Origin of the sequence: Devosia sp. FKR38 (genome assembly GCF_005222805.1) — a bacterium.
Lineage (GTDB): Bacteria > Pseudomonadota > Alphaproteobacteria > Rhizobiales > Devosiaceae > Devosia.
In genome coordinates this window covers 1105937-1131124 of sequence record NZ_STGC01000005.1, presented here as the reverse complement: position 1 = coordinate 1131124, position 25188 = coordinate 1105937, and the positions used below count along the sequence as shown (strand labels likewise).

The window sequence follows — 25188 nt, the reverse complement described above, 5'->3', positions numbered from 1 at the left end:
GTTGACCTGGATCAACGCGCCGGGTGGACACTGACCGCATAGGTGGCGTGCCTACTAGATGCGGAGAGTAAAGTGCCAGCCACGCGTATTCGAATGTCATCCCTGCTCGATCGTATTGTCTCGGCCGAGCAAGCCGCGAGCCTGGTCAAGGACGGCATGGTGGTCGGCATGAGCGGGTTCACGCGGGCCGGTGACGCCAAGGCGGTGCCCTTGGCCATGGCCAAGCGGGCGCAGACTGATCCGTTCCAGATCACGCTGGTCACCGGCGCCTCGCTAGGCAAGGACGTCGACCGCGTGCTGACCGAGGCCCATGTGCTGGCCCGGCGCATGCCGTTCCAGTCTGATCCCACGCTGCGGGCCGCCATCAACCGCGGCGAGGTCATGTTCATCGACCAGCACCTGTCCGAGACCGTGGAACACCTGCGCTCGGGACAATTGGGGCCGATGGATATCGCCATCGTTGAGGCCGCCGCGATCACCGAAGACGGCGGCATCGTGCCGACAACCTCGGTGGGCAATTCGGCCAGCTTTGCCATTCTCGCCAAGAAGCTGATCGTCGAGATCAACCTGGGCCAGCCGGCGGCGCTGGAGGGCCTGCATGACATCTATATTCCCACGCGGCGCCCGGCGCGCGAGCCCATTCCGGTGGTGGCCTGCGACAGCCGCGTCGGCCACGCCTATGTGCCGATTGACCCCGACAAGATCGTCGCCATCGTGATCACGCAACAGGCCGACAGCCCGGCGATGCTGGACGCGCCCGAGGCCGGCACGGCGGCCATTGCCGATCATCTCACCCGCTTCTTCGAGCACGAAGTCTCGATGGGGCGCCTCGATCTCAGCCTCAATCCGCTGCAGGCCGGTATTGGCAATATCGCCAATGGTGTTCTAGCAGGCCTGCGCAATGGACCGTTCCACCACCTGCGCATGTATAGCGAAGTTTTGCAGGACAGCACGTTCGACCTACTCGACTCGGGCAAGCTGCTGTTCGCATCCGGCTCGTCGATCACGCTGAGCGCCGACTATGCGCAGCGGGTGTTCGGCAATCTGGCCGCCTATAAGGACCGGCTGGTGCTGCGGCCACAAGAGATCAGCAATCATCCCGAAGTGATCCGTCGGCTGGGCATCATCGCCATCAACACGGCGCTGGAGGTCGATATCTACGGCAATGTGAACTCCACCCATGTCAACGGCACGCAGATGGTCAACGGCATCGGCGGCTCAGGCGATTTCGCCCGCAATGCGTATCTGTCGATCTTTGTGACCAAGTCGCTCGCCAAGGACGGCGCCATTTCGTCCGTGGTGCCAATGGTGTCCCATGTCGACCACACCGAACATGACGTCGATATCATCGTGACCGAACAGGGTCTGGCCGATCTGCGCGAGCTGGCGCCGCGCGAGCGGGCCGAGCAGATCATCGCCAATTGCGTCCATCCCAGCTATCGCCCGCAATTGGAGGACTATCTGGATCGCGCCACGGCCCGGGGCGGGCACACGCCACATCTGCTGGAAGAAGCCTTTGCCTGGCACCTGCGCCGCCAGGCGACCGGCACCATGCTGGCCGCGGTGTCACCGCTGGACTGATAGCCCAGGACAGGCGGCTGGCTATGGCGCCGCCCCGGACGCCACCAGCCGCTTGACCATCTCGATATGGCTGGCGAGAAACCCGCCTGCGTCAGGGCTGTCTTCGGGCAGGACGAGATCCAGAACCAAATAACCCAGGAATGGGCTGAGGATGAAAAAGGGATCTATGCTGGCGGCATGCGGGCCGAACTCGCCAGATTGGCTGCCGGCCATCAGAATCTGCTGCAGGGCGTCAAACACCGGTCCGGCAAAATTGTCCTTGAAGCGCCGCGACAGGCTTTGGAAGGTGTTCTTCTCGGCGATCAGCAGGCGCAGGATTTCCCGCGAATAGCGGTCTGCAAGCGTCTCGGTGTAGACGGTGTGCAGCAGTTGCTCCAGCGCGGCGCCGGCCGATTGGTCGAGCGCAGCCAGATAGGGCCGGGTATCGTGTTCGGGCGTGGACAGCTCGACCACCATTGTCTCGAACAGCGTTTCCTTGTTGTCGAAATAGACGTAGATCGTGCCCTTGGTGACGCCGACACGGGCGGCAATGTCATCCAGTCGCGTGGCGGCGTAGCCGCGCAAGGAAAACTCCTCAAACGCTGCTTCCAGAATTTCGCGTGGTCGCGCCTGCTTTGCCGCAGCGCGGGAACCTTTCGTCATCCTCGGTATGCCCTTTTCTTGGGGTGCCACGGAGCGCGGCGTTCTGCTCAGCATATTTTCATTGACTAATCAGTTAGTCAATATTAGATCGGCGGCACATCGATGGAGAGCCAGCTTGGTCACACATTTGCTCGTCAAACCCACTTCGCAGGCTCCCAGGCGCGCCGCTCGTCTGGCCGCAACCCTTGTGGTGCTCGCGGCTGCCGTTGGACTTTCGGCGTGCCAGGCGCCGCCCGAGGCCGAGAAACGCGGCGCTATCATGGTCGAAACCATTGTGGCGTCCAAGGCCGACTATTCGACCGAGACGGCGCTTACTGGCGAAGTCCAGGCGGAGTTCTCTGCCGATCTGGCGTTCCAGATCGGCGGCCAGGTGGCGGAACGGCTCGTCGATGTCGGCGACCACGTCAGCGCCGGCCAGGTGCTGGCCCGGGTAGGCTCGGCCGAGCAGACCGCCGATCGCGACGCCGCGCAAGCACAGCTGCTGGCCGCGCAATCCCAGTTCAAGCAGTCAACAGCTGATCTTGAGCGCCAGAAGAGCCTGCTGAGTCAGGGGCTGGTTGCCCGCAGCGCCTATGACCGCGCTGTCGAAATCCTGGCGACCAGCAGCAGCGCTGTCGACAGCGCCCAGGCCGCGCTGGACGGTGCCGAAGAAGCGCTTGGCCACACGGAACTCAGGGCCTTTGCCGATGGAACAGTCACGGCGCTCAAGGTCGAGCCGAGCCAGGTTGTCCAGCCAGGGCAATATGCTTTCACCGTCGCCAATGACGGTGCCCGTGAGGCGGTGTTCGATGTCGACGAAGGCGTGCTGACCGAGCGCTTTGCGGCTCAGACCTTTGCCGTGCGCCTGTTCGAGCGGCCGGAGATTACCGCTGCCGCCGTGCTGAACGAGATCGCCCCGACGATTGACAAGGCCACCGGCTCCGTAAAGGTCAAACTCAAGATGGCATCGCCGCCTTCTGAGATGACGCTTGGCTCCGTGGTTGCCACCACGGCGCAGTATCAGGTCACTTCAGCAATTGTTCTGCCGGCATCGGCCTTGACGTCGTCGGACGGAAAACCCGCTGTGTGGGTGGTAGCACCCGACACCAGCGCTGTGTCGCTGCGCCTGGTGACATTGGACAGGTTCGATGCCCAATCGCTGGTAATCACCGGCGGCGTCGAGCCCGGCGAGCGGATCGTCACGGCCGGCGCGAGCCTAGTCTATCCGCAGCAGATCGTTGCATTCAAGGAATAGAGCCATGAAAGCCCCCTTCCCCGCTGCACTGGCGATCCTTGCCAGCCTGGCTCTGGCGGGCTGCCAGCCGGCAGCTGAAAAGCCCGAACCGATCCGTCCCGTGCTCGCCAAGGTCCTTGCGCTGGAGTCGGCGCCGGTGGTGCGCTTTGCCGGCGAAGTTGCGCCGCGCTATCAGACGGACCTGAGTTTTCAGATTTTTGGTCGCGTCATCGAGCGCTCCGTCGATGTCGGCGACACGGTGTCGGCAGGCCAGCAGATCGCTCAGCTCGATTCCACCAGCCAGCAGCTGACCATCCGCTCGGCCGAGGCCAATCTGGCGGCTGCGGAGGCGCAACTGAACAACCTGCTTGCCGTTGAACAGCGCCAAGGGGATCTGCTCGAACGCGGCACCATTTCCGATACGGTTTATGAAACGGCCCAGCAGGCGAGCCGCTCGGGCGAAGCCGCTGTGGCACAGGCCCGCGCGCAGCTCGAGAAGGCGCAGGAACAGCTGGCTTACACCACGCTGCGCGCCGACACCGACGCGGTTGTTACCGCCGTTGGCGTCGAGCCCGGCCAGACAGTAGGCGTGGGTCAGATGGTGGCAACCGTCGTGCGGCCCGAAGAACGCGAAGCCGTGATCTTCGTGCCTGAGGCCTTTGCCGCCCGGCTCGCGGTGGGCGACCGGTTTGACATCGTCAAGCAGCTCGATCCAGCGATTGCGGCGATCGGCACCGTTCGGGAGATCGCGCCACAAGCCAATGCCAATACGCGCAGTTTTCAAGTGCGCATTGCTCTCAATGGCGCATCGGTGAGCTTCACCATGGGGTCGACGATCACGGCGAGCCTTGCGCAAGCAGAAACAGACCAGCTGGTGCTGCCGCGCACCGCCATTGTGGACCGCGACGGCGCCGCCTCGGCCTGGGTTGTGGATCCCGACAGCCACGCCGTGTCCTTGCACAGCGTGATGATCGCAGACCGCGACGCCACCACTGTGGAGGTTACCAGCGGCCTGTCGGTAGGCGATGTCGTGGTGGTGGCCGGCGTGCACAGCCTTGAAGACGGCCAGACCGTCAGGATTGACGAAGGACAGAAGTGATGAAGACGTTCAACCTTTCCGAATGGGCGCTCGACCACAAGTCGCTCGTCTGGTTCTTCATGATCATCCTGTCGGTCGCCGGGGTGATGTCCTACCTCAACCTTGGTCGCGAAGAAGATCCAAGCTTCACCGTCAAGACAATGGTGATCGCGGCGCAATGGCCCGGCGCGACGGTGGACGAGACGCTCAACCAGGTGACCGACCGCATCGAGAACAAGCTGGTCGAACTGGCGGAGCTCGACTACACCAGCAGCACCACGACGGCCGGCACCTCAGTGGTCTATGTCAACCTCAAGGACACTGTGCGCGGGGCCGCGGTCACGGCCGCCTGGACCCAGGTGCGCAACATGATCGGCGATATCGCCTATAGCTTTCCCCAGGGCGTGACCGGGCCGTTCTTCAATGACCGCTTCGGCGATGTCTATGGCAATATCTACGCCTTTACCGCTGACGGGCTGACTGACCGGCAGCTGCGCGACTATGTCGAGGTGGTGCGGGACAAGGTGCTGCAGGTGCCCAATGTCGGGCGTGTCGACCTGGTGGGTACGCAGGACGAGGTGATCTACCTTGAGTTCTCCACCCAGAAGCTGCGGGCCTTCGGCCTGGATGTTCAGTCCATTGTCGGTGCGTTGCAGGCCCAGAACTCAGTGTCTCCGTCCGGTGTGATCCAGGCCGGGGATGAGCGCGTGGCAATCCGCGTTGGTGGTGCCTTTACTTCAGAGCAGAGCCTGGAAAACCTCAATCTGCGCGTCGGCAGCATCTTCTTCCGCCTCTCGGATGTGGCGACTGTCACCCGGGGCTATGTCGATCCGCAAAGCCCGATGTTCCGCTACAACGGACAGCCGGCCATCAGTCTGGCCATCGGCATGATCCCCAACTCGAACCTGCTGCAGTTTGGCGAGGCGCTGGAAGAGACGCTCGACCAAGCCGTTGCCGAGCTGCCTGTCGGTGTGGGCGTGCACCAGGTTTCCAACCAGCCGGAGGTGGTGGACCATGCGGTCTCGCACTTCCTGCGCAGCCTGCTGGAGGCCGTTGCCATCGTGCTTGCGGTGAGCTTTGTCAGCCTGGGCATGCGCGCCGGCTTCGTGGTGGCCCTGGCCATTCCGCTGGTGCTGGCGATCACCTTCGTGATCATGGAGTATCTGGGCATTTCGCTGCAGCGCATTTCGCTGGGCGCGTTGATCATTGCGCTCGGCCTATTGGTCGACGACGCCATGATTGCGGTGGAGATGATGGTCTCGCGGCTTGAGGCCGGCGACACGTTGCGCAAGGCCGCTACCCATGTCTACACATCCACTGCCTTCCCGATGCTCACAGGTACGCTGGTGACGGTTGCCAGCTATATTCCGGTGGGGCTCAACGATAGTTCGGCCGGAGAATTCGTCTATACGCTGTTCGTGGTGATCGCGGTTTCGCTGATCGTCTCGTGGGTCGTGGCGGTCATCTTCACCCCGTTGCTGGGCGTGCTGATCCTGCCCAAGACCATTGCGCACAAGGCCCATGGCCCCGGCCGCTTCAGCCGCGCCTTCACCAGTGTGCTCGATTTCTGCATGCGGCAGCGCTGGCTGACCATTGGCGTCTGTGTGGCAGCGCTGGTCGTGTCGATTGGCGGCTTGCGGCTAGTGGAACAGCAGTTCTTCCCCAGTTCGGACCGTGTGGAACTGGTGGTGGATTTCACCCTGCCCAAGGACAGCACCATTGCCGCCACCAAGGCGCAACTGGACAGGTTCGAGCAGGAGAAGCTCGTCGGCAATGCGGATGTGGAGCATTGGAGCTCCTATGTCGGACAGGGAGCGAGCCGTTTCCTGCTGACCTTTGACCCCGAGCCGCAGAACCCCTATTTCGGCCAGGTCATCATTGTAACCAAGGACCTGGAGGCCCGTGACCGGCAGCGCAAGGACCTGCAGGCCTGGCTCAGCGAGACCTTTCCAGGCACAGACACCTTTGTGCGCCTGCTCGATATCGGCCCGCCGGTTGGCCGGCCAGTGCAGTATCGCCTGAGCGGACCCGATATCGAGACGGTGCGCAATCTGGCCAACCAGTTCGCCGGCGTGATGGCGCAGGACAGGCACCTGGGCAATATCACCTTCGACTGGAACGAGCCGGCTCGGGTGATCAAGGTCAATGTGCTGCAGGACAATGCGGCCCAGCTGGGCGTGACCTCGGCTGATATCAACTATGCCCTGAACGGCATTGTTGGTGGCGTGACGATCACCCAGGTGCGCGATGCGACCTATCTGGTCAATTTGGTGGGCCGGGCGACGGCACAGGAGCGCAACTCAATAGAAGTGCTGCGCAATACCAGCATCACCACGGCGCGCGGCTCCGTGCCGCTGGCCAGTGTCGCGACCTTCAGCTACGAGCTGGAACAGCCGGTGATCAAGCGCCGGTCGGGCCTGATCACCATCACGCTCAAAGCGGCGATCACTGACAATACCCAGGCTGCGACCATTGCCGCCGACCTGGCGCCTGCCGTCGACGACTTCGTGGCAAAACTCCCCACCGGCTACAGTCTGGAGATCGGTGGTGCCGTGGAGTCGAGCCAGGAATCGCAGGACCCGATCTTTGCAATTGCGCCGCTGATGCTGGTCATCATGGCGACGCTGCTGATGCTGCAACTGCAGAGTTTTCAGCGGCTTTTCCTGGTGTTTGCCGTGGCGCCGCTGGGGCTGATCGGGGTGGTGGCGGCCATGCTGCTGAGCGGCGCGCCGCTGGGCTTTGTGGCGCTGCTGGGGGTGCTGGCCCTGGTGGGTATCCTAATCCGCAACTCGGTTATCCTGGTGGTGCAGATCGAGCATTTGCGCTCCACCGGCATGGAGGCCTGGCGGGCTGTGGTGGAAGCGACCGAGCAGCGGATGCGGCCGATTGTGCTGACGGCAGCCGCGGCGAGCCTGGCGCTGATCCCGATTTCCCGCGAGGTTTTCTGGGGGCCGATGGCCTATGCCATGATGGGCGGGATCATCGTGGGCACAGTGCTGACGCTGCTGTTCCTGCCCGCGCTCTATGTCGCCTGGTTCCGCATCCAGCCGCCAAAGCACGCGCAGCAAGTCGAAGCGGCGGCAGGCTGAAACGCCCGCGAAAAGGGCCATTCCTAATCGGGAATGGCCCGAGCCTTGCCGCTACGGCCCAAAGACGTCGAATTCAGCGGCGGCGGATGCCGTCGACCCAGACGGCGGCGACATTGGCGCGGCTCGCTCCATAGATGATCTTCTCGAAGATCGCCTCGGGGCGCGTCTCGTCGAAGAGGCGGATGCCGCCTTCTGATGCCAGGGTGTCTATGGCGATCAGGTCGAGGCGATAGCCGGGCGCGAGGATGCCGATGGGCAGGTCGAGCGCGACGCCGCCGCCAGCGGTGGCGAGGTGAAAGGCCGTGACGAGATCGACACGCGAATGGGGCGTGCCGCGTCGGTCGGCCGGCAGCGTGGGATCGACACCATCTTCCAAGAGGCGCGAGGACTGCACCGTGGTGCGGCAGGCTTCGAACATCGAGCCGCTGGGGCCACCAGAGATATCGGTGCCCAGGCCGACGTGCAGATGCTTGCCCAAGGCGCGGCGCAGCGGAAAGACCGCATTGGCGAAATAGACATTGCTGAGCGCGCAATGGGCGACGGCGCTGCCCCTTGCGACGAGCCGATCCATATCGGCATCGGTCAGGAAGTTGGAGTGTGCCAGCACCGACTTGCGGGTGAGCAGGCCAAAGCGGTCGAGCGCCTCGGCGTCGGTGTGGCCATAGCGGCCGAGCACATGACCATGGGCCCAGTCGCTCTCGGAACAATGGGTCTGCACATGGCAGCCGCATTCGGCAGCGAGCTGGCCGAGCCCGCTCAGGGCGTCGTCGGTGCAGGACGGGATGAAGCGTGGGGTGATGACCGGCAGGACGCGGCCAGCGGCGTTGTCGGGATGGCTGCGGATGTACTCGATAACAGCGCGCGTATCGGCCACCGCGGCAGCCGGGGTGGCGTCGCGGTAGAAGTCGGGACAGGCGGCGGGATCGTCCATCACCACCTTGCCGACCAGGGCGCGTTGGCCTCGCTCAATACAGATGTCGGCCAGCAGTTGCGTTGCCTGGCGGTGCTGGGTGGCGAAATAGAGCGCGGTGGTCGTACCACCGGCAAGCAGGTCATCCACCAGGGTCTGGTAGCGCGGGCGGGCGAAATCGAGATCGGCATAGGCCGCCTCGAGCGGAAAGGTATATTTCTGCAGCCAGACTTCGAGCGGCACATCGAGCGCCATGCCGAGCTGGGGATATTGCGGGGCGTGGACATGCAGGTCCACGAGGCCCGGCAGGCCGAACTGGCCCGCTGCCAGCACGGTGAGGTCCTCACCCAGATCGCTCAGCGCGGCGGCGCGCTCGGGTGCATCGGGACCCAGAACATCGGTGATGGTGCCGGTGGCGTCGACCAGGATCAACGTGTCGGCCAGCACCTCCAGTGCCCCAGCCGTCGGGGCATGAAAGAAGCTGCCCAGGATGCCGCGACAGCGCGGCGTCCGGTTACCAGACAATGGCATGGGTCTCGCCGGTCTGGACGTTGACGAAGCCATTGGGGGCCCGCTCGGACGGGGCGACGAGCACCCAGCGCCAGGGCGAACAGGTGAGCGTGGCAAAGATCAGGAATTCGGGGAAGCCCGGTTTCCACCGGTTCATCGCTGCCGGCTGGTACATCCAGGTGACCTGATTGGCGCGGGCGAGGAAGGCCTGCATGTCAGCGTCGAAGGCCTCGGCGGGCCGCGCGGTCATCAGGCCGGCAATCTCGAGCCGGACTTCGGCGACAATCTCGCCGCGATGCACCAGGACCCAGCCGCCATCGATGGACTGCAGATGATTGACGGCCTTGGCCATGGCGCTGTCAGAGGAGCCGATACACCAGACATTGTGGCTGTCATGGGCTACCGAACTGGCCAGAGCGGTGTCGGGATCCTCCGGGCCGCAGCCGGTCCAGAACATGGAGGCGACGGCGCCGTCGCCGCGATAGCGATCGACGAGGGACCATTTGGTGATCATACGCGCGGTGTCGCGCTGCACCTGGCCGTCGGCCACGGGAAGATCCTCAGTGAGGAAGTCCTCATTCCAGTGGAACGGGCGCAGCACGGCCGCGGTCATCCTGTTGCGGCCGGGTTCGGCAGCAATGGCAAAGTCATCGGCCGTCAGGGTGCGGCCAATGTTCATGGTGCGATTGGCCCAATCGGGCCATGCGATCTGCGGCATCGGCCCGGTGAAATCGGTTCGGTCCGAGGACAGGATGCCATCGGCATAGACATGGGCAATGGAGACGCTGGCGACATCATCGAGCAGCACAATATCGGCATAGCGGCCGGGTGTGATCGAGCCCACCCACTGGTCGATGCGCATGTGTCGGGCCGGATTGATGGTGGCACACTGGATGGCGATCTCTGGCGCGAGGCCAAAGTGGATGGCATGGCGCACGTTGAAATCGCTGGCGCCATCGCGCAGCGTATCAGTGGCGCTGCGATCATCGGTGGTGAAGGCGATGTTGGACCAGTCGCTGAGGCCGCGTTCGATCAGGCCGGGAATGATGGCATCATAGGAGAACGGGCGCAGCTCGGTGAACAGGCCGCGCATCAGCCGGTCCCAGGCTTCATCAAGCGCCCAGACTTCATGATCGGAGCTGAGACCGGCAGCGGCAAAGGCCGAAATGTCGTGCGGATCGATCAGGCCCGAGCCATGGCCCTCGACCACGCCACGTTGGGCAAAGGTGGCACCAATCATGCCCCACATGCGGGCATAGCCGGGATTGGTCGGGTCCCAGACCGAAGGCCAGTCCATGACCTCATCGAGGCCAGTGACAGAGAGATCATTGGCGAGGAACGCCTTCTGCTCGTCATAGCCATACCAGCCGCCGCTCTCTTCCCAAGCGCTGGGCGGCACGGCGGAGCCGGGCTGGATGAAGACCTTGAGCGGGGAACCGGCCAGACGGGCCTTCTGCCAGAACTCGGTGTTGCGGCTGCCGTTGACATTGCCGAATTCGTGGCTGGCCTCGCAGGTCCAGGTGTTGCCGCGCGGAATGACCATGGCGGCTTCAAACTCGGGCGTGAGATGGCTGGATTCGATGTGCTTGTGCACTTCGCCAAAGCCCGGCACAGCCGAGAGATGGGGATATTTCACCCGCTCGGCCACGTCGCCGCGATAGGAGCCGATGGGACCGACATAAGCGATGCGGCGCCCGGAGATGACGATCTCCTGATTGTCGAGCCATTGGTTGGCGTGGACGGCCAGCAGCCGCCCGACTTCGATGACCTTGTCGGCGGGGCGCTTGCCCAGGGCGACCAGCAGCAGATGCTGCCGGATTGTCACTTCATCGGCAGCATTGAGGATCAGATCGTCGGGCTGGGTCATGACTTGCTCAGGGTCCGCATTTGCCGGGCGCGTTGGGCGCGGTAGCTGAACAGCACCAGGGCGAGGATGGTGACGATGAAGGGTATCATGCGGATCAGCTCGGCCGGCGCATCGGCAAACAGGCCTGGCATGACCACGGCGAGGCCCTCAAAGGCGCCGAACAGCAGAGCTGCCAGCAAGGCACCCACGGGATGGCGCGCGCCAAGCAGCACGGCACCCAGGGCGATGAAGCCGCGGCCGGCCGTCATGTCACGGGCAAAGCCGACATAGTTGAACATGGCCAGCTGCGCGCCGCCCAGGCCCGCCAGCCCGCCGGAAACCACCAGGCTCCAGGCGCGCACGGCATTGACCGGAATGCCGGCGGCGGCTGGGGCTGCGGGATATTCACCGACGCCGCGCAGCCACAGCCCCCAGGGCATGCGGTAGAGGAAATACCAGATGGCAAAGACGAGGAAGGCAGCCACCCAGGACAGCACCGAATGACCCGAGAGCAGCGAGACCAGCACCGGGCCGATGCCGGGGATGACGCCCAGGAAGGAGAGGTCGACCGGGGGAATGGCCTTGGAGACCAGGTTGATCGAGGTGCCCTTGTCGCCGCCGGTGGCCATGGCCAGGGCAAAGACGGTGCCGCCTGCGGCCATGATGTTGATGGCAAAACCGACCAGGATGATGTCGGCTTTGAGCCGCAGCGCGAAGAAGGCCATCACCAGACCGAGCACGGCGCCCGAGCCAAGGCCGGCCAGCACCGCCACATACCAAGGCGCATAGACCGAGACGATGACGGCGGTGAGGCAGCCGACCAGCATCTGGCCTTCGAGCGCGACGTTGAGGGCGCCCGAAAGATCGGCGATCAGGCCGCCCAGGGTCGCCAGCAGCAGCGGCGTGGTGGTGCGGATGACGGTGACGAAAAAGGCCGAGGAAATTACCGTTGCGAGAAGCTCGATCATTTGGCGGCTCCGTCAACGGCAGCATCGGTTTGGGGCGCGGGGCGGCGGAACAGGCCAAGCAGCCAAGCCTTGCCGGGGATGGAAAAGGATGAGGACACCAGCAGGATGATGATCGCGGTGACGACGCCGATTACCTCGGCGGGCACGTCGGTGCGAATATTCATCAATTGGGCGCCCTGGCGCAGATAGCCATAAAAGATCGCCACGACTGGGACAGCGAGCGGCCGGCTGCGCGCCACGATGGCCACCAGGATGCCCTCAAAGGCCAGGCCCCCCTCGAACATCACGGTGAGCTTGCCATAGGTCTGACCCTGCACAAACATGGCACCCAGCATGCCACCGAGCGCGCCGGCAGCGGTCATGGCCGAAACCATGATCAGCGTCGACTTGATGCCGGCATATTCGGCAAAGCGGGCGTTGTGGCCGACCAGACGCAGCTTGAGGCCCCAGGCGGTGCGATAGAGCGCGAACCAGACCAGTAGCGTCGCGCCCAGCGCCAGCACCAGCCCGAGATCGATGCGTGTGCCCGGGATCATCGGCGGAAAGACGGCTGTATCGGGAAATTCGAGCGAGGTCAGCACGCCGGGCTTTTCGCGCAGCTGCACGCGGACGAGGAAATTGCACAGCTCGATGGCGATATAGTTCAGCATCAGCGAGGAGACGATTTCATTGGCGCCCAAGCGAGCCTTGGCGATGCCCGGGAGGAAGCCCCACACGGCACCGGCCAGCATGGCGGCCAGGATGCCAAGTGGGATGGCGGCAAAGGTGGGCCCGAGCGGCGAGAGCGCCACATAGGTCGCTGCAAGGGCGCCAACATAGACCTGGCCCTGCACGCCCATAGCGAACTGGCGGGCCTGGAACACCAGCGAGAAGGCAAGGCCGGTGACCGTCAGCTTGGCGACGTCGTCGAACCACAGACCGATGGTGCGCGGCTTGGAGGCTGGCGCAGTCAACAGGGTATTGAGCGCCTCGAACGGCGTCTTGGATGTCAGCATGACCACAATCACCGTCACCAGCAGGGCAACGAGGATGGCGGTGACTGCGCGCTGGACTTCGGCGCGCACGGCGGTCCAGCGCGATTGCTTGGCGAGTGTCGGCATGGTGCTCATCGCAGGGCTACCTTCATTTCATCCTCGGTCTGGGTGGCCAGGCCAAGCATGTAGCTGCCCAGGGTTTCGGGGGTCAGTGCCGCGCTGTTGAGGAAGGCCGCGACCAGCCGGCCGCGGTAGAACACCACCAGCCGGTCGGACAGGGCCAGGAGTTCGGAGAGGTCTGCTGAGCTCAGCAGCACGGCCGCGCCAGCGTCGCGGGCGTCCGTCAGGGACTTCCAGATGAATTGGGTGGCGCCCAGGTCAACGCCGCGCGTGGGCTGGCTGACCAGCAGCAATTTGGGCTGTTCGGACAGTTCGCGGGCGACCACGATCTTTTGCATATTGCCGCCCGACAGCGTCGAGACGGCCTGCGCCGGGCCACCGACGCGCACGGAGTAGCGCTCGATCAAGGCAATGGCATTGGACTTGATCGCCTTGAGATCGAGCAGGCCGAGGCGCACGTATCGGCGGTCGGCCAGCTTGGTGGCGACGAGGTTTTCGGCAACGCTGGCGCCACCGGCCAGGCCTTGGGCAATACGGTCCTCAGGGATGTTGGCGACGCCGATCGCACGTCGTTCCAGCGTGCTCAGCGGGCCAAGGCTGGTGCCGTTGAGATAGGCCACGCCCTGGGCGATGGGCTGGGCGCCCGAGATGGCGTCGAGCAGCGCAGCCTGTCCATTGCCTTCCACGCCCACAAGACCAACAATTTCGCCAGCGTGGACGTGCAGGTTGAGATCCTGCACCAGCGGCTGGCCGGCGTCGCTGCGCACCCAGAGTGCCTTGATCTCGCAGGCGAGCTCGCCTGCGGTGACAGCGCGATCGACGCGCAGCGCCACGTCGCGGCCCACCATCATGGTGGCCAGGCTTTGCTCAGTGACTTCGCTGCTGCCCACTTCACCGACGGTCTTGCCGGCGCGCATGACGGTGATGCGGTCGGAAATCTCGAGCACTTCGGGGAGCTTGTGGGCGATGAAGATGACGGTGCGGCCCTGGGCAACCAGGGCGCGGACGGCGACGAAAAGCTCCTCGACCTCCTGGGGCGCCAGCACGGCGGTGGGCTCGTCCAGGATCAGGATGCGGGCGTCGCGATAGAGCGCCTTGAGGATTTCGACGCGCTGCTGCTGGCCAACCGGCAGGCTGCCGACGGCCGGCAGCGGATCGACATGCAGGCGGAATTTTTCCGACAGAGCACGGACCTCGGCGATGGCTTTTTCGCGGTCGAAGCCAATGCCATTGCGCGGCTCGGCGCCAAGCACGACGTTCTCATAGACAGAGAAGGATGGCACGAGCGAGAAGTGCTGAAACACCATGCCAATGCCGGCCTCGATGGCCTCGCGCGGGTTGGTGAAGCTGACGGGCTTGCCGTCGAGCAGCAGCGTGCCTGCATCCGGGCGTTCGATGCCGAACAGGATTTTCATCAGGGTGGACTTGCCGGCGCCGTTCTCGCCCACGACGGCATGCACTTCGCCGGCAGAGACGCTGAGATTGACGCCGTCGTTGGCCACCACGCCGCCGGGGTAGGTCTTGCCGATGCTGATCGCTTGCAATAGCGGCGCCATGGCCATGCTTCCTCATAACAGGGTCGGCGCCGCCCGAGGGGCGGCGCCGGATAGATCATTCCATGTCGCTGGCGGGAACCAGTTCGCCCGAGACGATCTTGGCTTCGAGAGCCTCGACTTCGGCGCGGACATCGGCAGGAACCAGCTTTTCGTAGTAGCTGTTCTTGGAGATGCCGACGGCGCCATCCTTGAGGCCGAGCAGCTGGCGAACGCCATAGGCCTGGGTGCCGTCGATGGTGCCCTTGAGCGCCAGGAACAGGGATTCGCCGACCTTCTTTTCCACCGAGGTGAAGATGATGTCAGCCTGTGCCGGATCGGAGGCGGCAAAGATGGTTGCCTGGTCGCTGTCGACGCCGACGGCCAGCAGGCCGGCTTCCTTGGCAGCCTGCAGCGCGCCGATGCCGGTGGAACCGGCGATCGGGAAGATCACGTCAGCGCCCTGTGCGAACTGGGCGAGCGCGATTTCCTTGCCCTTTGCCGGGTCCGAGAAGGTGCCTGCAACGGTGCTGAGGATCTTGATGTCGGGATTGGCAGCCAGGGCGCCCTCGTCAAAGCCGACCTTGAAATCGGTGACGGTGGGGAATTCCATGCCGACGATCTCGGCCAGCACGCCGGTCTTGCTCATCTTGGCAGCGGCATAGCCCGCCAGGTAGCCGGCGGTGGAGGTGCCGTACATGACCGACAGAACATTGGGGTAAGCGCCGCCGGTGAAATCCGGGCTGTCGTCGAAGTCGATGAACTTGACGTCGGGATATTCGTTGGCCAGCTCGGTGATATAGGGGGTCATGTCGAAGGTGCCGGCGATGACCACGTCGTAGCCGCTGTCGGCAGCGTCGGCCAGGGCGGGCTGCCACTTGGTCTTGTCGTAGCCGGCTTCGATGATCTTGACCTCGACGGGCAGCTCGGCCTGGGCCTTGGCCATGCCGGCGGCGGCGCTGTCAAAGAAGCTCTTGTCGCCCAGCGTGCCATGGAGAACCAGGGCCACCTTGAGCGGGTTTTCCTTGCTGTATTCCTGGGCGAAGACGGCGCTGGTGGACACCGAGCTCATCAGGCCGGCAGCGGCCATCAGGCCGAAGACGGTGCGGCGGGAGAATTTGAGGGACGACATGGACGGCACTCCTGCTAGGGGTTTGGTTCAGGACTCTTAGGGGACGTATGCGATCGAGGCGGCGTAGAGGGCGACGAGCCGATCCTGCCGGGCCTCTTCAATCAGGGTCACCATCGGCGTGCCGAGGCGACCCGAAGGGTCAACAATGGTCATGCCGCGGGCAATGCCCGGCGCCAGGGCCACATCAACCGATGCGCGAATGGATTTGGTGACGATCGAGGGTTCGATGACGGCTGCAGCCGCCAGAGGGTCGACGAAGCGGAACACGTCGCCGCCGCCATAGCTGGCATTGGTGCGGCGGGCGTGATCGGCCAGGGCCTCGGAGAAGGCCTTTTCCGGACCATCGGCGATGGCGGCAAAGGCGGCATCGACGGCGTCGCCCGTCATGTTGTGGGTAACGCAGGGCTCCCAGGGAGCGACGAGAATGTCGATGTCGGCGCCAAAGACGATGGCAGCGGCCTCAGGGTCGGCATAGATGTTGAACTCGGCCGCCGGGGTGGTGTTGCCCCGGCCATAGACAGTGCCGCCCATGATGGTGAGCTGGCCGATGCCATTGATGATGGTCGGATCAAGCCGCAGAGCCAGGGCCAGATTGGTCAGCGGGCCGATCATAAGAATATCAACCTTCTTGCCGCTGGCGCCGGCGCTGCGGAAGGTCTCGATGAGGAAGCCAACGCCGTCGTGGCTGGCGATTTCAGCGGTCTTGAGCGGACGCGGGGCGCCGCCCAGTCCATCTTCGCCATGGATATATTTGGCGTCGATAACGGGCTGGGTGAGCGGGCGGCCGGAACCGGCATGCACGGGCACGTCGGCCTTCACCACGGCCAGGGTGGACAAGATGTTGCGGGTGGCAGCTTCGAGGCCAACGTTGCCGAAAACGGTGGTGATGGCGTCGGGCGTGCGACCATTGGCGATCAGCATCAGCAGGGCCTGGGCGTCATCGACGCCGCCATCAGTATCCAGGATCAGACGATTGCGGGAATTTGGCACGTTAGGCTACTTTCTTGTTGTGCTCGACACGGTCCCAGAAGGTCCGGTAAGTCGCGGAATAAGTCGAGCGGATATCGCCATAATCGCGCTTGAGCAACTGGCGATCGGCAACCAGGCGCTCCCCGGCCACCCAGACATGGGCGACGTCGCGGCCGCTGCCTGAATAGACCAGAACGGTTTCATAGTCGGGGGTTTCCGAATAGCCCGGGCCACGCATGTCCACTGCAATGATATCGGCAGCTTTGCCGGTTTCGAGCGAACCGATCTCCTGATCAAGTCCAAGAGCGCGGGCGCCCTCGATGGTGGCCATGCGGACCAGTTCGGCACTGGAGATGGGCTGGGCGACGCCCTCGCGGTGCGAGGCGACAAGGCCGGCCACGCGCATTTCCGCGATCATGTCATAGGCATTGTTGGCGGCAACATTGTCGGTGCCGAGGGCCACTGTGACGCCGGCCGCCTTGAGCTTGACGGCTGGACAGGCCCCTGCCCGGCCCGAGCGCAGCCCAGCGGTGGCGCAATAGGCCACCGAGGCCGCCGGCGCCGCGGCGAAGATCGCAATGTCGTCGTCCGAAAGGTCCAGGCAGTGGGCGGCATGGACGCGACCGGCAAAGAAACCATCGCGCGACAGCGCCTGGGTGGCGGTGAGCCCATAGCGGGCCATGGTCTCGGTATTATCTTCCGGACCAGCGGCCATGTGCAGATGCATGCCGACGCCATATTTGACCGCCATGGCCACTTCGGCCTGCAGCAGATCCTCGGAATTGTCGACATAGGGCGCGTGGGGGCCGAACCAGGGAATGATGCGGCCATCGGCGGAACGCTGCTGCTCGATGAAGGCGGCGGCATTGGCCAGTTCGGCATCGCCGCGCTCGGCATCGCCCAGCTGGACAATGCCATAGGCCACGACGGCCCGGATGCCGCTGGCAGCAGCGGCCTGGGCGATTTCGGCGGCAAAGAAATACTGGTCACAGAAGGTGGTGGTGCCCGAGAGCAGCATTTCGGCGCAGCTCAGCGACACTGCCGGGGCGATATCCTCAGCGACCAGAGAGAGTTCGGGCTCGCGAATGGAATTGTACCAGCCCTCCATGGTGAGGAGGCTCTGGCCTTCGGAGCGGCCGCGGAACAGCACCATGGCCGAATGGGTGTGAGCATTGACCAGGCCCGGCATGACCAGATGGCCCGGCAGCGCGATGACTTCGTCAAATCCAGCCGGCGCGGGACAAGTCTCGCGCCGCCCAACACCGACAATGCGCCCTTCCCGAATGGCCACCCAGCCCCCGTCATGCACGGTATTCTGCGCATCGACGGTCAAGACCACAGCATCGGTTATGAGCACAGAATTCATGCGACCCTGGCAGGTAAAGCGGTTTACGAAGCTTATTGACGAGAGTTATCGAGCTGTTGTCATATGCTGTCAATGGGTCATTGCCTAAATCATATGCGGTTTCCAAAATCGCACAAGTGGATAGCAACCATGCACAGCGCACACAGCGAGAGGCCGGGTCGATGAGCGGCAATCCCTTTGTCGCCAGCAGAGCCGTGTCGACCCGCCTCGCCCGTTTTTCGGAGGCCGGCCAGACGGCGCTACTCCCCCTGATGGTGTATGGGCCGGCGATCGGGGCAAGCAAGGAGCTGGCATGGCGACGCTGAGCGATGTGGCAGCAGTTGCGGGCGTATCGCCGACAACGGTGTCGCGCTATCTCAACAACAATATCGCCCTGCCCGCCTCCACGCGCGAACGCATCGACGCGGCCATTGCGCAGCTCGACTATCGCCCGAACCTGTTGGCCAAGCGCCTGTCGACCGGGCGCGCCGAGGCCATTGGGCTGGTAACGCCCGATATCGGCAACCCTTTTTTCGCCCAACTGGCCGCCGTCGTGGAGAGTGAAGCGGAACGACATGGCTACGCGGTCTATATGACCTCGACCCATGGCGACCGGGCGCGGGAGATTGAAGCCATCCGCCGCATGCGGGACCGGCATGTCGATGGGCTGATCCTGATGAGCAATCGTCCCGACGACGGCTCGCTGGCGCGGCTATTGGCCGATGACGACAAGGTGGTGCTGATGGACGAGGATGTGCCGGGCATTGGCCTGTCGCGCGTGTTCGTCGAGAATGAGGTCGGCGCCTATCTTGCCACCCAGCACCTGATTGCAGCCGGGCACCGGCATATCGCTGTGATCGGTGGTCCGCCGGGCCTATTGAGCGTGCGCGAACGGCTGGCCGGCTATGAGCGGGCCATGACCGAGGCCGGGCTGGCGGTGCATGAGGGCGATGTGCTGCTGCAAGACTATAGCCGCAGCTTTGGCCGCGCGGCGACAGAGTCGATCCTCGCGCAGAAACGGACACCCAGCGCCATCTTCGCCAGTTCGGACTATCTGGCGGTGGGCGTGCTGCAAGCACTGCAGAATGCCGGCCTGTCGGTGCCCCAGGACATGTCGCTGGTCGGCTTTGACGACATGCCATTTGCCGAAATGGTCAACCCGCCGCTGACCACCATTCGCCAGCCGGTGGCCGAGATGGGCCGCATGGCGGTGGAGCAATTGATGGCGCTTCTCAACGGCATTGCCGCCGCCCCATTGACCCGCCTGCCCGTCGACCTGGTGGTGCGGCGGTCGGTGGCCCAATTTCAGCCTAGGAGCATTTGATGAGCTTGCGTCGCGTCCTGATCGCCGGGGAATCCTGGACGGTTCACTCCATCCACCAGAAGGGTTTCGACAGTTTTACCACCACCGAATATGCTGAGGGGGTGCGCTGGCTGAGAGACGCGCTGGAGGCCGATGGCTGGAGCGTGACCTATCAGCCGGCCCACGTGGCGGCGCGGGATTTCCCCGCCACGCCGGAGGCGCTGGCGGAATATGACTGCGTCATTCTCTCCGATATCGGCGCCAACACGCTACTGCTGCATCCTGACACCTTCAGCCGATCCAAGGTGTTGCCGAACAGACTTCATGCGATACGTGACTATGTGGCGGCGGGCGGTGGTTTCGTCATGGTGGGCGGCTATCTCACCTTCCAGGGCATCGAGGCCAAGGGACAATATGCCGGTACCGCCATCGAAGAGGCCTTGCCGGTGACCCTGTTTCACCGCGACGACAGGGTGGAGTGCCCGCAAGGCGTGCTGCCCAAGGTGGTCGCCAGTGAGCACCCCATCGTTGCCGGGCTGGACACGCCCTGGCCGGCACTGCTGGGCTATAACCAGATCGCCGCCAAGCCGGGCGCCAGCGTGGTGGCCACGGTGGGCGCCGATCCGCTGATCGTCGCCGGCGGCTTCGGCAAGGGGCGCTCGGTGGCCTTTGCCTCCGATTGTGGACCGCATTGGGCGCCGCCGCCATTTGTGGACTGGAGCGGCTATGGTCCGCTGTGGTCGCAGATGGTTGGCTGGGCTGCAGGAGAGAAGTGATGACCAAGGTGCAACAGCCGCCCGATCCATGGCAGCGCACAACGACCGAACATGGCCTGGCGGCCGACGAAGTGATCTCGGCGCTGCAGAAATGCCTGCGGCGCGGGCTGGTGGACAATGTGCTGCTGCTCGGCTGGGAAATGTATCTGACCAGCCCCGAGATGGAGGAAATGCTGTGGTCGCGCCTGTGCGTGATTGCGGTGGAGGACATCGGGCTGGGCAATCCGCAGGCGCCGGTGCTGGTTGAGACGCTCTACCAGCAGCACAAGCGCTATGCGCGCCCGAGCGGGGACCGGTTCCTGTTCGCGGCGCATGCCATTCGCGTGCTGGCGGGCTCGACCAAGGACCGCACCTCGGACGATATGGTCAACTGGGCCAAGCGGTCGATGGAACTGGGCGAAGCCCTGCCCGAGATCCCCGATGTGGCGCTCGACATGCACACGCGGCGCGGCCAGGAAATGGGGCGCGACTATCTGTTCTTCATGCAGGAAGCCTCCAAGGTCGTTCCCGAGATCAATGACAAAGAGCAGCGCTATCGCGACTGGATCATGCAGGCGCTGGAAGACGGCCGGCTGACCTGAGGTCAGCCGTCGTGCTCAGCCCAATTCGAGACTGGTGACGGCATAGACCCGTGCCTGATCGATGTCTGGCGGGGTGCCGCGATACATGCGGGCGGTGCGGAAGCCGGGCACAAAGCCGCGGGCTTCCAGCGCCGCCAGCCAGGCGGTCTGCCTGGCGGGCACGTCGAGATGAATGGGCCCCTCGATCTGCTCGAGCAGGTTGATGGCCGCCACAGTGCCGGGCGCGAAAAGCGGGCCGAGCTTGCGGGCATCGCGGCAGGGGCGCAGCACGCCATAGCCTTCCAGCTCGCCCTGGCGGGCGATGGCCAGCGGGCTATTGGGCGCGGCAAACCATTGCTCCAAGAATGCCGGGCGGGCCGCGGGAAAGCACTGGCGATCCATGGCGATGATCCGGTCTGCTGTCAGTGCCGGCTCGACTGGCGGCACAGTGGCCGGGCGCAGCGTGCCCGACATGCGGATGGTCTCATAGGCGGTGACAAAGCCCATGCTGGCGTAGTTGGCCTGCTGTTCGGGCACGCCATCAAGGCCTATGGTGCGGCTGCCGAGATAGGCCATGGCCGCATCCCAGACGGCCTTGCCATGGCCCTGCCCGCGCCATTGCGGCTGGCAGAGATAGAGGCCGATGAAGCCATAGCTGTCGTCATAGGCAACGGCGGCAATGCCGGCGACCATCTGGCCATCGACGAAGGCGCCAAGAAAACCCTTGGGATCGGCGGCATAAAAGGCTTCGGCGTCAGACAGGCCGGGGTTCCAGCCTTCAGCGGCGGCCCATTCGAGCAGGATTTCCAGCTCGGGCAAGGTCAGGTTGCGGATCGTGCGAGTCACGCGGGGGCAAACTCCGAAAGGGCCCCCATATAGGCCTTTGGCACCGGCGGTGCATAGGCCCCGCGCTTGCTGGTCCGCAAGCCCAGGGCCACTAGCGCCTCGGCCTGTTTGACCGCCGCGCCGACGCCATCGATGACCGGCAGGTTGAATTCGATGCTGAGGGTATGGGCGAGATCGGCCATGCCGGCGCAGCCTAGCACGATGGCCTCGGCACTGTCTTCGGCAATGGCGCGGACGATCTCGTTGCGCAGCCGATCACGGGCGCCGGAGTTCGGGTCTTCGAGGGCCAGCACGGCGATATTGGCGGCGCGGATGCGCGCCCTGCCCGCCATGCCATAGCGATGGGCCAGCTCTTCAATGGGCACGCGGGAGCGTTCCATGGTGGTGACGACGGTGAAGCGCTTGGCAATCATGGCGGCAGTGGCCAGCGCGGCCTCGCAGATGCCGACCACGGGGATGTGGGCCATGGCGCGGGCGGCGTCGAGGCCGGTGTCGTCAAAGCAGGCGATGACGGCGGCATCGGCACCCTGGCGTTCGGCGGTGGCGATTTCGGCCAGAAGGCCCGGCAGGGCAAAGGCCTCGTCGTAATAGCCCTCGATGGAGGCCGGGCCCATGGCCGAAGTGGCCGGAATGATCTCGGTGTCACCAGCCGCCACCAGCCGCGCGGCGGCGGTGATGGTGAGGGTCATGGAGACAGTGGTGTTGGGATTGACGACGAGGATACGGCTCATGACCGGGTCCGCCGCTGGCCGATGAAATAGATGATGCCCACCGTCAGCAGGATTATGAAGAATGAGAAGATCGTGGTGACGGTGCCCAGGGCATAGAGCACGGGCGTAGTGACATTGGTGGTCATGCCATAGATCTCGAGCGGCAAGGTGTTGGAGCTGCCCGAGGTCAGCAGCGTGCGGGCGAATTCATCGTAGCTCAGCGAGAAGCCAAAGAGGCCGACGCCAATCAGGCTGGGGGTAATCATGGGCAGCACGACATAACGGAAGGTCTGCCAGGCATTGGCGCCGAGGTCGCGCGCGGCTTCCTCATAGCTGGGCGAGAAGCGGTTGAAGACGGCGAACATGATGAGCACGCCAAAGGGCAGCGTCCAGGTCATGTGTGCGCCATAGGCCGAGCTGAACCAGGCCGGGCGCAGTCCCAATTGCTGGAACAGCACGCCTATACCGAGCGAGACGATGATCGATGGCACCACAAGGCTCGCCACCGTGAGGTAGAACAGCGGCGTGGCGCCAAAGAAGCGGCGGCGGAAGGCCAGACCCGCAAGAAGCGACACGACAACGGTGGCAGCCATGACCATCAGGCCCAATGTAAGCGACCGCGAAAAGCTGGCGCCGAAATCACCCACGGCCTGCTGCTCGAACAGGTTCTGGAACCAGCGGACCGAGACGCCATTGAGCGGAAAAGTCAGCCCGCCCTGGGGGCCCTGGAAAGACAGGATAAAGATGGCCGACAGCGGGCCATAAAGGAAGAGCACAAAGAGGATGAAGAAGGCGGCGAGGATGTAGAAGCCGGGGGAACGTTTGTCCTGACCCATCTCAGAGCTCCTTGCGAATGTCGACGATGCGCAGGATGCCTGCGACCATGGAGAGCACCACAATCAGCAGCACGACGGCGTTGGCTGCAGCGGCAGGATATTGCAGCAGGCTCATCTGGTTGCGCATCATCAGCGCCACAGAAGCGCTCTGGCCGCCGCTCATCACCTGGACGGTGGAGAAATCGGCCATGACCAGGGTGACAACAAAGATGCTGCCGATGGCGATGCCGGGCTTGGCCAGGGGCAGAATGACATTCCAGATGATCTGCCAATCGCTGGCGCCGCCGTCCCGGGCGGCCTCGACCAGGGATTTGTCGATGCGCATCATGGTGTTGAAAATCGGGGTGACCATGAAGAGCGCATAGAGATGCACCATGGCCAGGATCACCGCGAAATCGGAATAGAGCAGCCATTCGACCGGCTGGTCGACAATGCCGGCGCCCACTAGGGCCGAATTGACGAGGCCATTGCGCCCCAGCACCGGGATCCAGGAGATCATGCGGATGATGTTGGAGGTGAGAAAAGGCACGGTGCAGACGAGGAAGAGCACGGTTTGCGTGGAGGCCTTGCGCACGTGGAAGGCAAGGAAATAGGCGACCCAGAAGCCGATAAAGGCGGTGATGGCCCAGACGATGGCCGCGAATTTCAGTGTGTTGCCATAGGTCTTCCAGGTGACCCAGCTGCCCAGCGTCTCGGCATAGTTGAAGGTCATGAAGCCGGGATACATGCCGGCGAAGTCGTAGTCCCAGAAGCTGACGACCAGCAGCAGCAGGATGGGCAGCGCCAGGAAGAAGCCAAGGATGATCAGCAGGGGCGTGGCCTGCAGATAGGGCGTCGCGCGGCTGAGCAGATTGTTCATGCTGATCCTTCTCCACTAGGCGCAGTGGTCAACCTCCCCCCGTAGGGGGAGGCGTCGTTTCGTGTGTGTGGATCGAACAGGGCTTAGGCAGCGATGAACTCGTTCCAGCGGCGGACCATGTAGCGGTCTTCGTCCATCACCGAGTTCCAGCAGGCCACATGGCCCATGCGTTCGAGGAACGAGCCGCCATCGCGCACGGCGCCGGCCTTTTCCATGACGGTGCCATCGGGCGCCTTGATTTCGCCGACCGCTGGCTTGCCCTCGATCCAATAGCCCCACTCGTCCTCGGACATATATTCCTTGGCGGTGTCCATGGCGGCCGAGTAGTAGCCCTGGCGGTTGAGGTAACCACCGACCCAGCCGGAGGTGTACCAGTTGATATATTCATAGGCGGCGTCGAGCTGGGCGCCTTCGAGGTGGGCGGCCAGACCCAGACCACCACCCCAGGAGCGGTAGCCTTCCTTGAGGGGCTGGTACTTGCAGGCGATGCCCTTGGAGCGGACGGCGGCAACGGCCGGCGACCACATGGACTGGATCACCACTTCGCCCGAAGCCATCAGGTTGACGCTCTCGTCAAAGCTCTTCCAGAAGGCGCGGAACTGGCCGTCCTGCTTGGCCTTGATCAGGAAGTCGATGGTGGCATCGATCTCGGCGGTGGTCATGTTGCCCTTGTCGGCATAGGTGATATTGCCCATGGCCTCCATGATCATGGCTGCGTCCATGATGCCGATCGAGGGGATGTTCAGGATCGAGGTCTTGCCCTTGAAGGCCGGGTCCATGATGTCGGCCCAGGTGGTGATCTCACGACCCACCAGGTCCGGACGGATGCCGAGGGTATCGGCATTGTAGATGGTGGGGACCATGGTGAAGAATTCGGTTTCGCCCTTGGCGAATTCCTTGCTGTCCTTGGCTTCGACGAAACCGACCGTGTGCGGTGCGGTGCCCTGAGCGATGACGCTATCGGGGGTGAGCTTGCCGGTTTTGAACAGCGGCACGATCTTGTCGTAGTACTTCAGCTTGCTGATTTCCATCGGCTGGATGACGCCGGTGGGGAACACCTTCTTGAGGATCCAGTATTCGATGTCGGCGATGTCATAGCTGTCGGGCTGGGTCACAGCGCGCTGAGCGGCGGCGTCGGAGTCGGTCGCCGTCATTTCCAGCGTGATGCCCAGGTCTGCCTTGCACTTTTCGGCGATGGCATTGAGGTTGGACACGCCCGTGCCGAACTGGCGCAGGGTAATGGGGTTCTGGGCCCAGATGGTGGGGAAGCCCGTGATGGCGCCCGAGCCGACGGCCGCACCCGCGACGGCTGCAGCACCCGTCTTGAGCAGATTGCGGCGGGAGATACCGGTCTTTTTGATCATGTCAGTCATTGCCTTGTCCCTGTTG

General features: G+C 63.9%; 21 protein-coding genes. 7 read left to right on the top strand and 14 right to left on the bottom strand.

The genetic code is table 11. The features are described 5' to 3' along the window. Positions 1-72: 72 nt before the first annotated feature. Positions 73-1581: an acetyl-CoA hydrolase/transferase family protein gene (locus E8M79_RS10505; protein ID WP_137151854.1), complete on the top strand. Its 1509-nt coding sequence runs from the start codon at positions 73-75 to the stop codon at positions 1579-1581. Positions 1582-1602: 21 nt separating this feature from the next. Here E8M79_RS10505 and E8M79_RS10500 read toward each other — a convergent pair whose 3' ends face one another. Continuing rightward, positions 1603-2223 carry a TetR/AcrR family transcriptional regulator gene (locus E8M79_RS10500; protein ID WP_282568105.1) on the bottom strand — a complete coding sequence of 207 codons (621 nt, stop codon included), beginning with the start codon at positions 2221-2223 and terminating at the stop codon, positions 1603-1605. A gap of 115 nt (positions 2224-2338) precedes the next feature. Between E8M79_RS10500 and E8M79_RS10495 the strand changes: the two genes are divergently transcribed. From E8M79_RS10495 to E8M79_RS10485, 3 genes are read left to right on the top strand one after another with little or no spacing between them, the layout of a single operon-like run. Next, positions 2339-3457: an efflux RND transporter periplasmic adaptor subunit gene (locus tag E8M79_RS10495; protein ID WP_171015820.1), complete on the top strand. Its 1119-nt coding sequence runs from the start codon at positions 2339-2341 to the stop codon at positions 3455-3457. Between the two features lie 4 nt (positions 3458-3461). Further along, a complete protein-coding gene (locus E8M79_RS10490) occupies positions 3462-4535 on the top strand; it encodes an efflux RND transporter periplasmic adaptor subunit (protein ID WP_137151851.1) in 1074 nt (357 codons plus the stop codon). Continuing rightward, positions 4535-7603, top strand: a complete 3069-nt coding sequence (locus tag E8M79_RS10485; protein WP_137151850.1) for an efflux RND transporter permease subunit — start codon at positions 4535-4537, stop codon at positions 7601-7603. Before E8M79_RS10490 ends, E8M79_RS10485 begins: the two co-directional genes overlap by 1 nt. A gap of 73 nt (positions 7604-7676) precedes the next feature. Here the strand turns inward: E8M79_RS10485 and guaD are convergent, their stop codons facing one another. Genes guaD through E8M79_RS10445 form a run of 8 tightly spaced genes read right to left on the bottom strand, consistent with a single transcriptional unit; the run spans position 7677 to position 17930 of the window. Further along, complete coding sequence (gene guaD / locus E8M79_RS10480) at positions 7677-9044, bottom strand: guanine deaminase (RefSeq protein WP_137151849.1); 1368 nt, start codon at positions 9042-9044, stop codon at positions 7677-7679. Then, positions 9028-10890 carry an adenine deaminase C-terminal domain-containing protein gene (locus E8M79_RS10475; RefSeq protein WP_137151848.1) on the bottom strand — a complete coding sequence of 621 codons (1863 nt, stop codon included), beginning with the start codon at positions 10888-10890 and terminating at the stop codon, positions 9028-9030. The genes guaD and E8M79_RS10475 overlap by 17 nt, the downstream gene beginning before the upstream one ends. After that, positions 10887-11837, bottom strand: a complete 951-nt coding sequence (locus tag E8M79_RS10470) for an ABC transporter permease (RefSeq protein WP_137151847.1) — start codon at positions 11835-11837, stop codon at positions 10887-10889. Before E8M79_RS10470 ends, E8M79_RS10475 begins: the two co-directional genes overlap by 4 nt. After that, on the bottom strand, positions 11834-12946 hold the full coding sequence (locus E8M79_RS10465) for an ABC transporter permease (protein WP_205747903.1): 1113 nt from the start codon (positions 12944-12946) through the stop codon (positions 11834-11836). Before E8M79_RS10465 ends, E8M79_RS10470 begins: the two co-directional genes overlap by 4 nt. After that, entirely contained in the window at positions 12943-14487 is a 1545-nt protein-coding gene (locus tag E8M79_RS10460) for an ABC transporter ATP-binding protein (protein ID WP_137151846.1), read from the bottom strand. Before E8M79_RS10460 ends, E8M79_RS10465 begins: the two co-directional genes overlap by 4 nt. A gap of 55 nt (positions 14488-14542) precedes the next feature. Beyond that, positions 14543-15595 (bottom strand): BMP family ABC transporter substrate-binding protein, encoded by a 1053-nt coding sequence (locus E8M79_RS10455; RefSeq protein ID WP_205747902.1) that lies wholly within the window; start codon positions 15593-15595, stop codon positions 14543-14545. 36 nt (positions 15596-15631) lie between these two features. Further along, positions 15632-16585: a nucleoside hydrolase gene (locus E8M79_RS10450; RefSeq protein ID WP_137151845.1), complete on the bottom strand. Its 954-nt coding sequence runs from the start codon at positions 16583-16585 to the stop codon at positions 15632-15634. Between the two features lies 1 nt (position 16586). Beyond that, entirely contained in the window at positions 16587-17930 is a 1344-nt protein-coding gene (locus E8M79_RS10445) for an amidohydrolase family protein (protein WP_137151844.1), read from the bottom strand. A 292-nt stretch (positions 17931-18222) separates the two neighbouring features. On the opposite strand from E8M79_RS10445, the gene E8M79_RS10440 reads away from it, so the two are divergent. From E8M79_RS10440 to E8M79_RS10430, 3 genes are read left to right on the top strand one after another with little or no spacing between them, the layout of a single operon-like run. Beyond that, positions 18223-19233 carry a LacI family DNA-binding transcriptional regulator gene (locus E8M79_RS10440; RefSeq protein WP_137151843.1) on the top strand — a complete coding sequence of 337 codons (1011 nt, stop codon included), beginning with the start codon at positions 18223-18225 and terminating at the stop codon, positions 19231-19233. Further along, positions 19233-19988, top strand: a complete 756-nt coding sequence (locus E8M79_RS10435; protein ID WP_137151842.1) for a glutamine amidotransferase — start codon at positions 19233-19235, stop codon at positions 19986-19988. Before E8M79_RS10440 ends, E8M79_RS10435 begins: the two co-directional genes overlap by 1 nt. Then, positions 19988-20569, top strand: coding sequence for an AAA family ATPase (locus E8M79_RS10430; RefSeq protein WP_137151841.1), 582 nt, complete (start codon positions 19988-19990; stop codon positions 20567-20569). The genes E8M79_RS10435 and E8M79_RS10430 overlap by 1 nt, the downstream gene beginning before the upstream one ends. Before the next feature lie 15 nt (positions 20570-20584). Here E8M79_RS10430 and E8M79_RS10425 read toward each other — a convergent pair whose 3' ends face one another. From E8M79_RS10425 to E8M79_RS10405, 5 genes are all read right to left on the bottom strand, one after another. Next, on the bottom strand, positions 20585-21394 hold the full coding sequence (locus E8M79_RS10425; protein WP_137151840.1) for a GNAT family N-acetyltransferase: 810 nt from the start codon (positions 21392-21394) through the stop codon (positions 20585-20587). Then, the gene (locus E8M79_RS10420) at positions 21391-22125 is read right to left on the bottom strand and encodes an aspartate/glutamate racemase family protein (protein ID WP_137151839.1); all 735 of its coding nucleotides are present in this window, start codon (positions 22123-22125) and stop codon (positions 21391-21393) included. Before E8M79_RS10420 ends, E8M79_RS10425 begins: the two co-directional genes overlap by 4 nt. Beyond that, positions 22122-22940 carry an ABC transporter permease gene (locus E8M79_RS10415; RefSeq protein ID WP_137151838.1) on the bottom strand — a complete coding sequence of 273 codons (819 nt, stop codon included), beginning with the start codon at positions 22938-22940 and terminating at the stop codon, positions 22122-22124. Before E8M79_RS10415 ends, E8M79_RS10420 begins: the two co-directional genes overlap by 4 nt. Before the next feature lies 1 nt (position 22941). After that, positions 22942-23799 carry an ABC transporter permease gene (locus E8M79_RS10410; protein ID WP_137151837.1) on the bottom strand — a complete coding sequence of 286 codons (858 nt, stop codon included), beginning with the start codon at positions 23797-23799 and terminating at the stop codon, positions 22942-22944. An 83-nt stretch (positions 23800-23882) separates the two neighbouring features. After that, positions 23883-25172: a PotD/PotF family extracellular solute-binding protein gene (locus tag E8M79_RS10405; protein ID WP_137151836.1), complete on the bottom strand. Its 1290-nt coding sequence runs from the start codon at positions 25170-25172 to the stop codon at positions 23883-23885. Positions 25173-25188 lie beyond the last annotated feature (16 nt).

Coding starts and splice junctions, on each gene's coding strand:
- E8M79_RS10460 (WP_137151846.1), bottom strand. CDS start 14,487: ATGGCGCCGCTATTGCAAGCGATCAGCATCGGCAAGACCTACCCCGGC.
- E8M79_RS10475 (WP_137151848.1), bottom strand. CDS start 10,890: ATGACCCAGCCCGACGATCTGATCCTCAATGCTGCCGATGAAGTGACA.
- E8M79_RS10445 (WP_137151844.1), bottom strand. CDS start 17,930: ATGAATTCTGTGCTCATAACCGATGCTGTGGTCTTGACCGTCGATGCG.
- E8M79_RS10430 (WP_137151841.1), top strand. CDS start 19,988: ATGACCAAGGTGCAACAGCCGCCCGATCCATGGCAGCGCACAACGACC.
- guaD (WP_137151849.1), bottom strand. CDS start 9,044: ATGCCATTGTCTGGTAACCGGACGCCGCGCTGTCGCGGCATCCTGGGC.
- E8M79_RS10415 (WP_137151838.1), bottom strand. CDS start 22,940: ATGGGTCAGGACAAACGTTCCCCCGGCTTCTACATCCTCGCCGCCTTC.
- E8M79_RS10485 (WP_137151850.1), top strand. CDS start 4,535: ATGAAGACGTTCAACCTTTCCGAATGGGCGCTCGACCACAAGTCGCTC.
- E8M79_RS10455 (WP_205747902.1), bottom strand. CDS start 15,595: ATGTCGTCCCTCAAATTCTCCCGCCGCACCGTCTTCGGCCTGATGGCC.
- E8M79_RS10500 (WP_282568105.1), bottom strand. CDS start 2,223: ATGACGAAAGGTTCCCGCGCTGCGGCAAAGCAGGCGCGACCACGCGAA.
- E8M79_RS10465 (WP_205747903.1), bottom strand. CDS start 12,946: ATGAGCACCATGCCGACACTCGCCAAGCAATCGCGCTGGACCGCCGTG.
- E8M79_RS10440 (WP_137151843.1), top strand. CDS start 18,223: ATGGCGACGCTGAGCGATGTGGCAGCAGTTGCGGGCGTATCGCCGACA.
- E8M79_RS10405 (WP_137151836.1), bottom strand. CDS start 25,172: ATGACTGACATGATCAAAAAGACCGGTATCTCCCGCCGCAATCTGCTC.
- E8M79_RS10420 (WP_137151839.1), bottom strand. CDS start 22,125: ATGAGCCGTATCCTCGTCGTCAATCCCAACACCACTGTCTCCATGACC.
- E8M79_RS10470 (WP_137151847.1), bottom strand. CDS start 11,837: ATGATCGAGCTTCTCGCAACGGTAATTTCCTCGGCCTTTTTCGTCACC.
- E8M79_RS10435 (WP_137151842.1), top strand. CDS start 19,233: ATGAGCTTGCGTCGCGTCCTGATCGCCGGGGAATCCTGGACGGTTCAC.
- E8M79_RS10410 (WP_137151837.1), bottom strand. CDS start 23,799: ATGAACAATCTGCTCAGCCGCGCGACGCCCTATCTGCAGGCCACGCCC.
- E8M79_RS10490 (WP_137151851.1), top strand. CDS start 3,462: ATGAAAGCCCCCTTCCCCGCTGCACTGGCGATCCTTGCCAGCCTGGCT.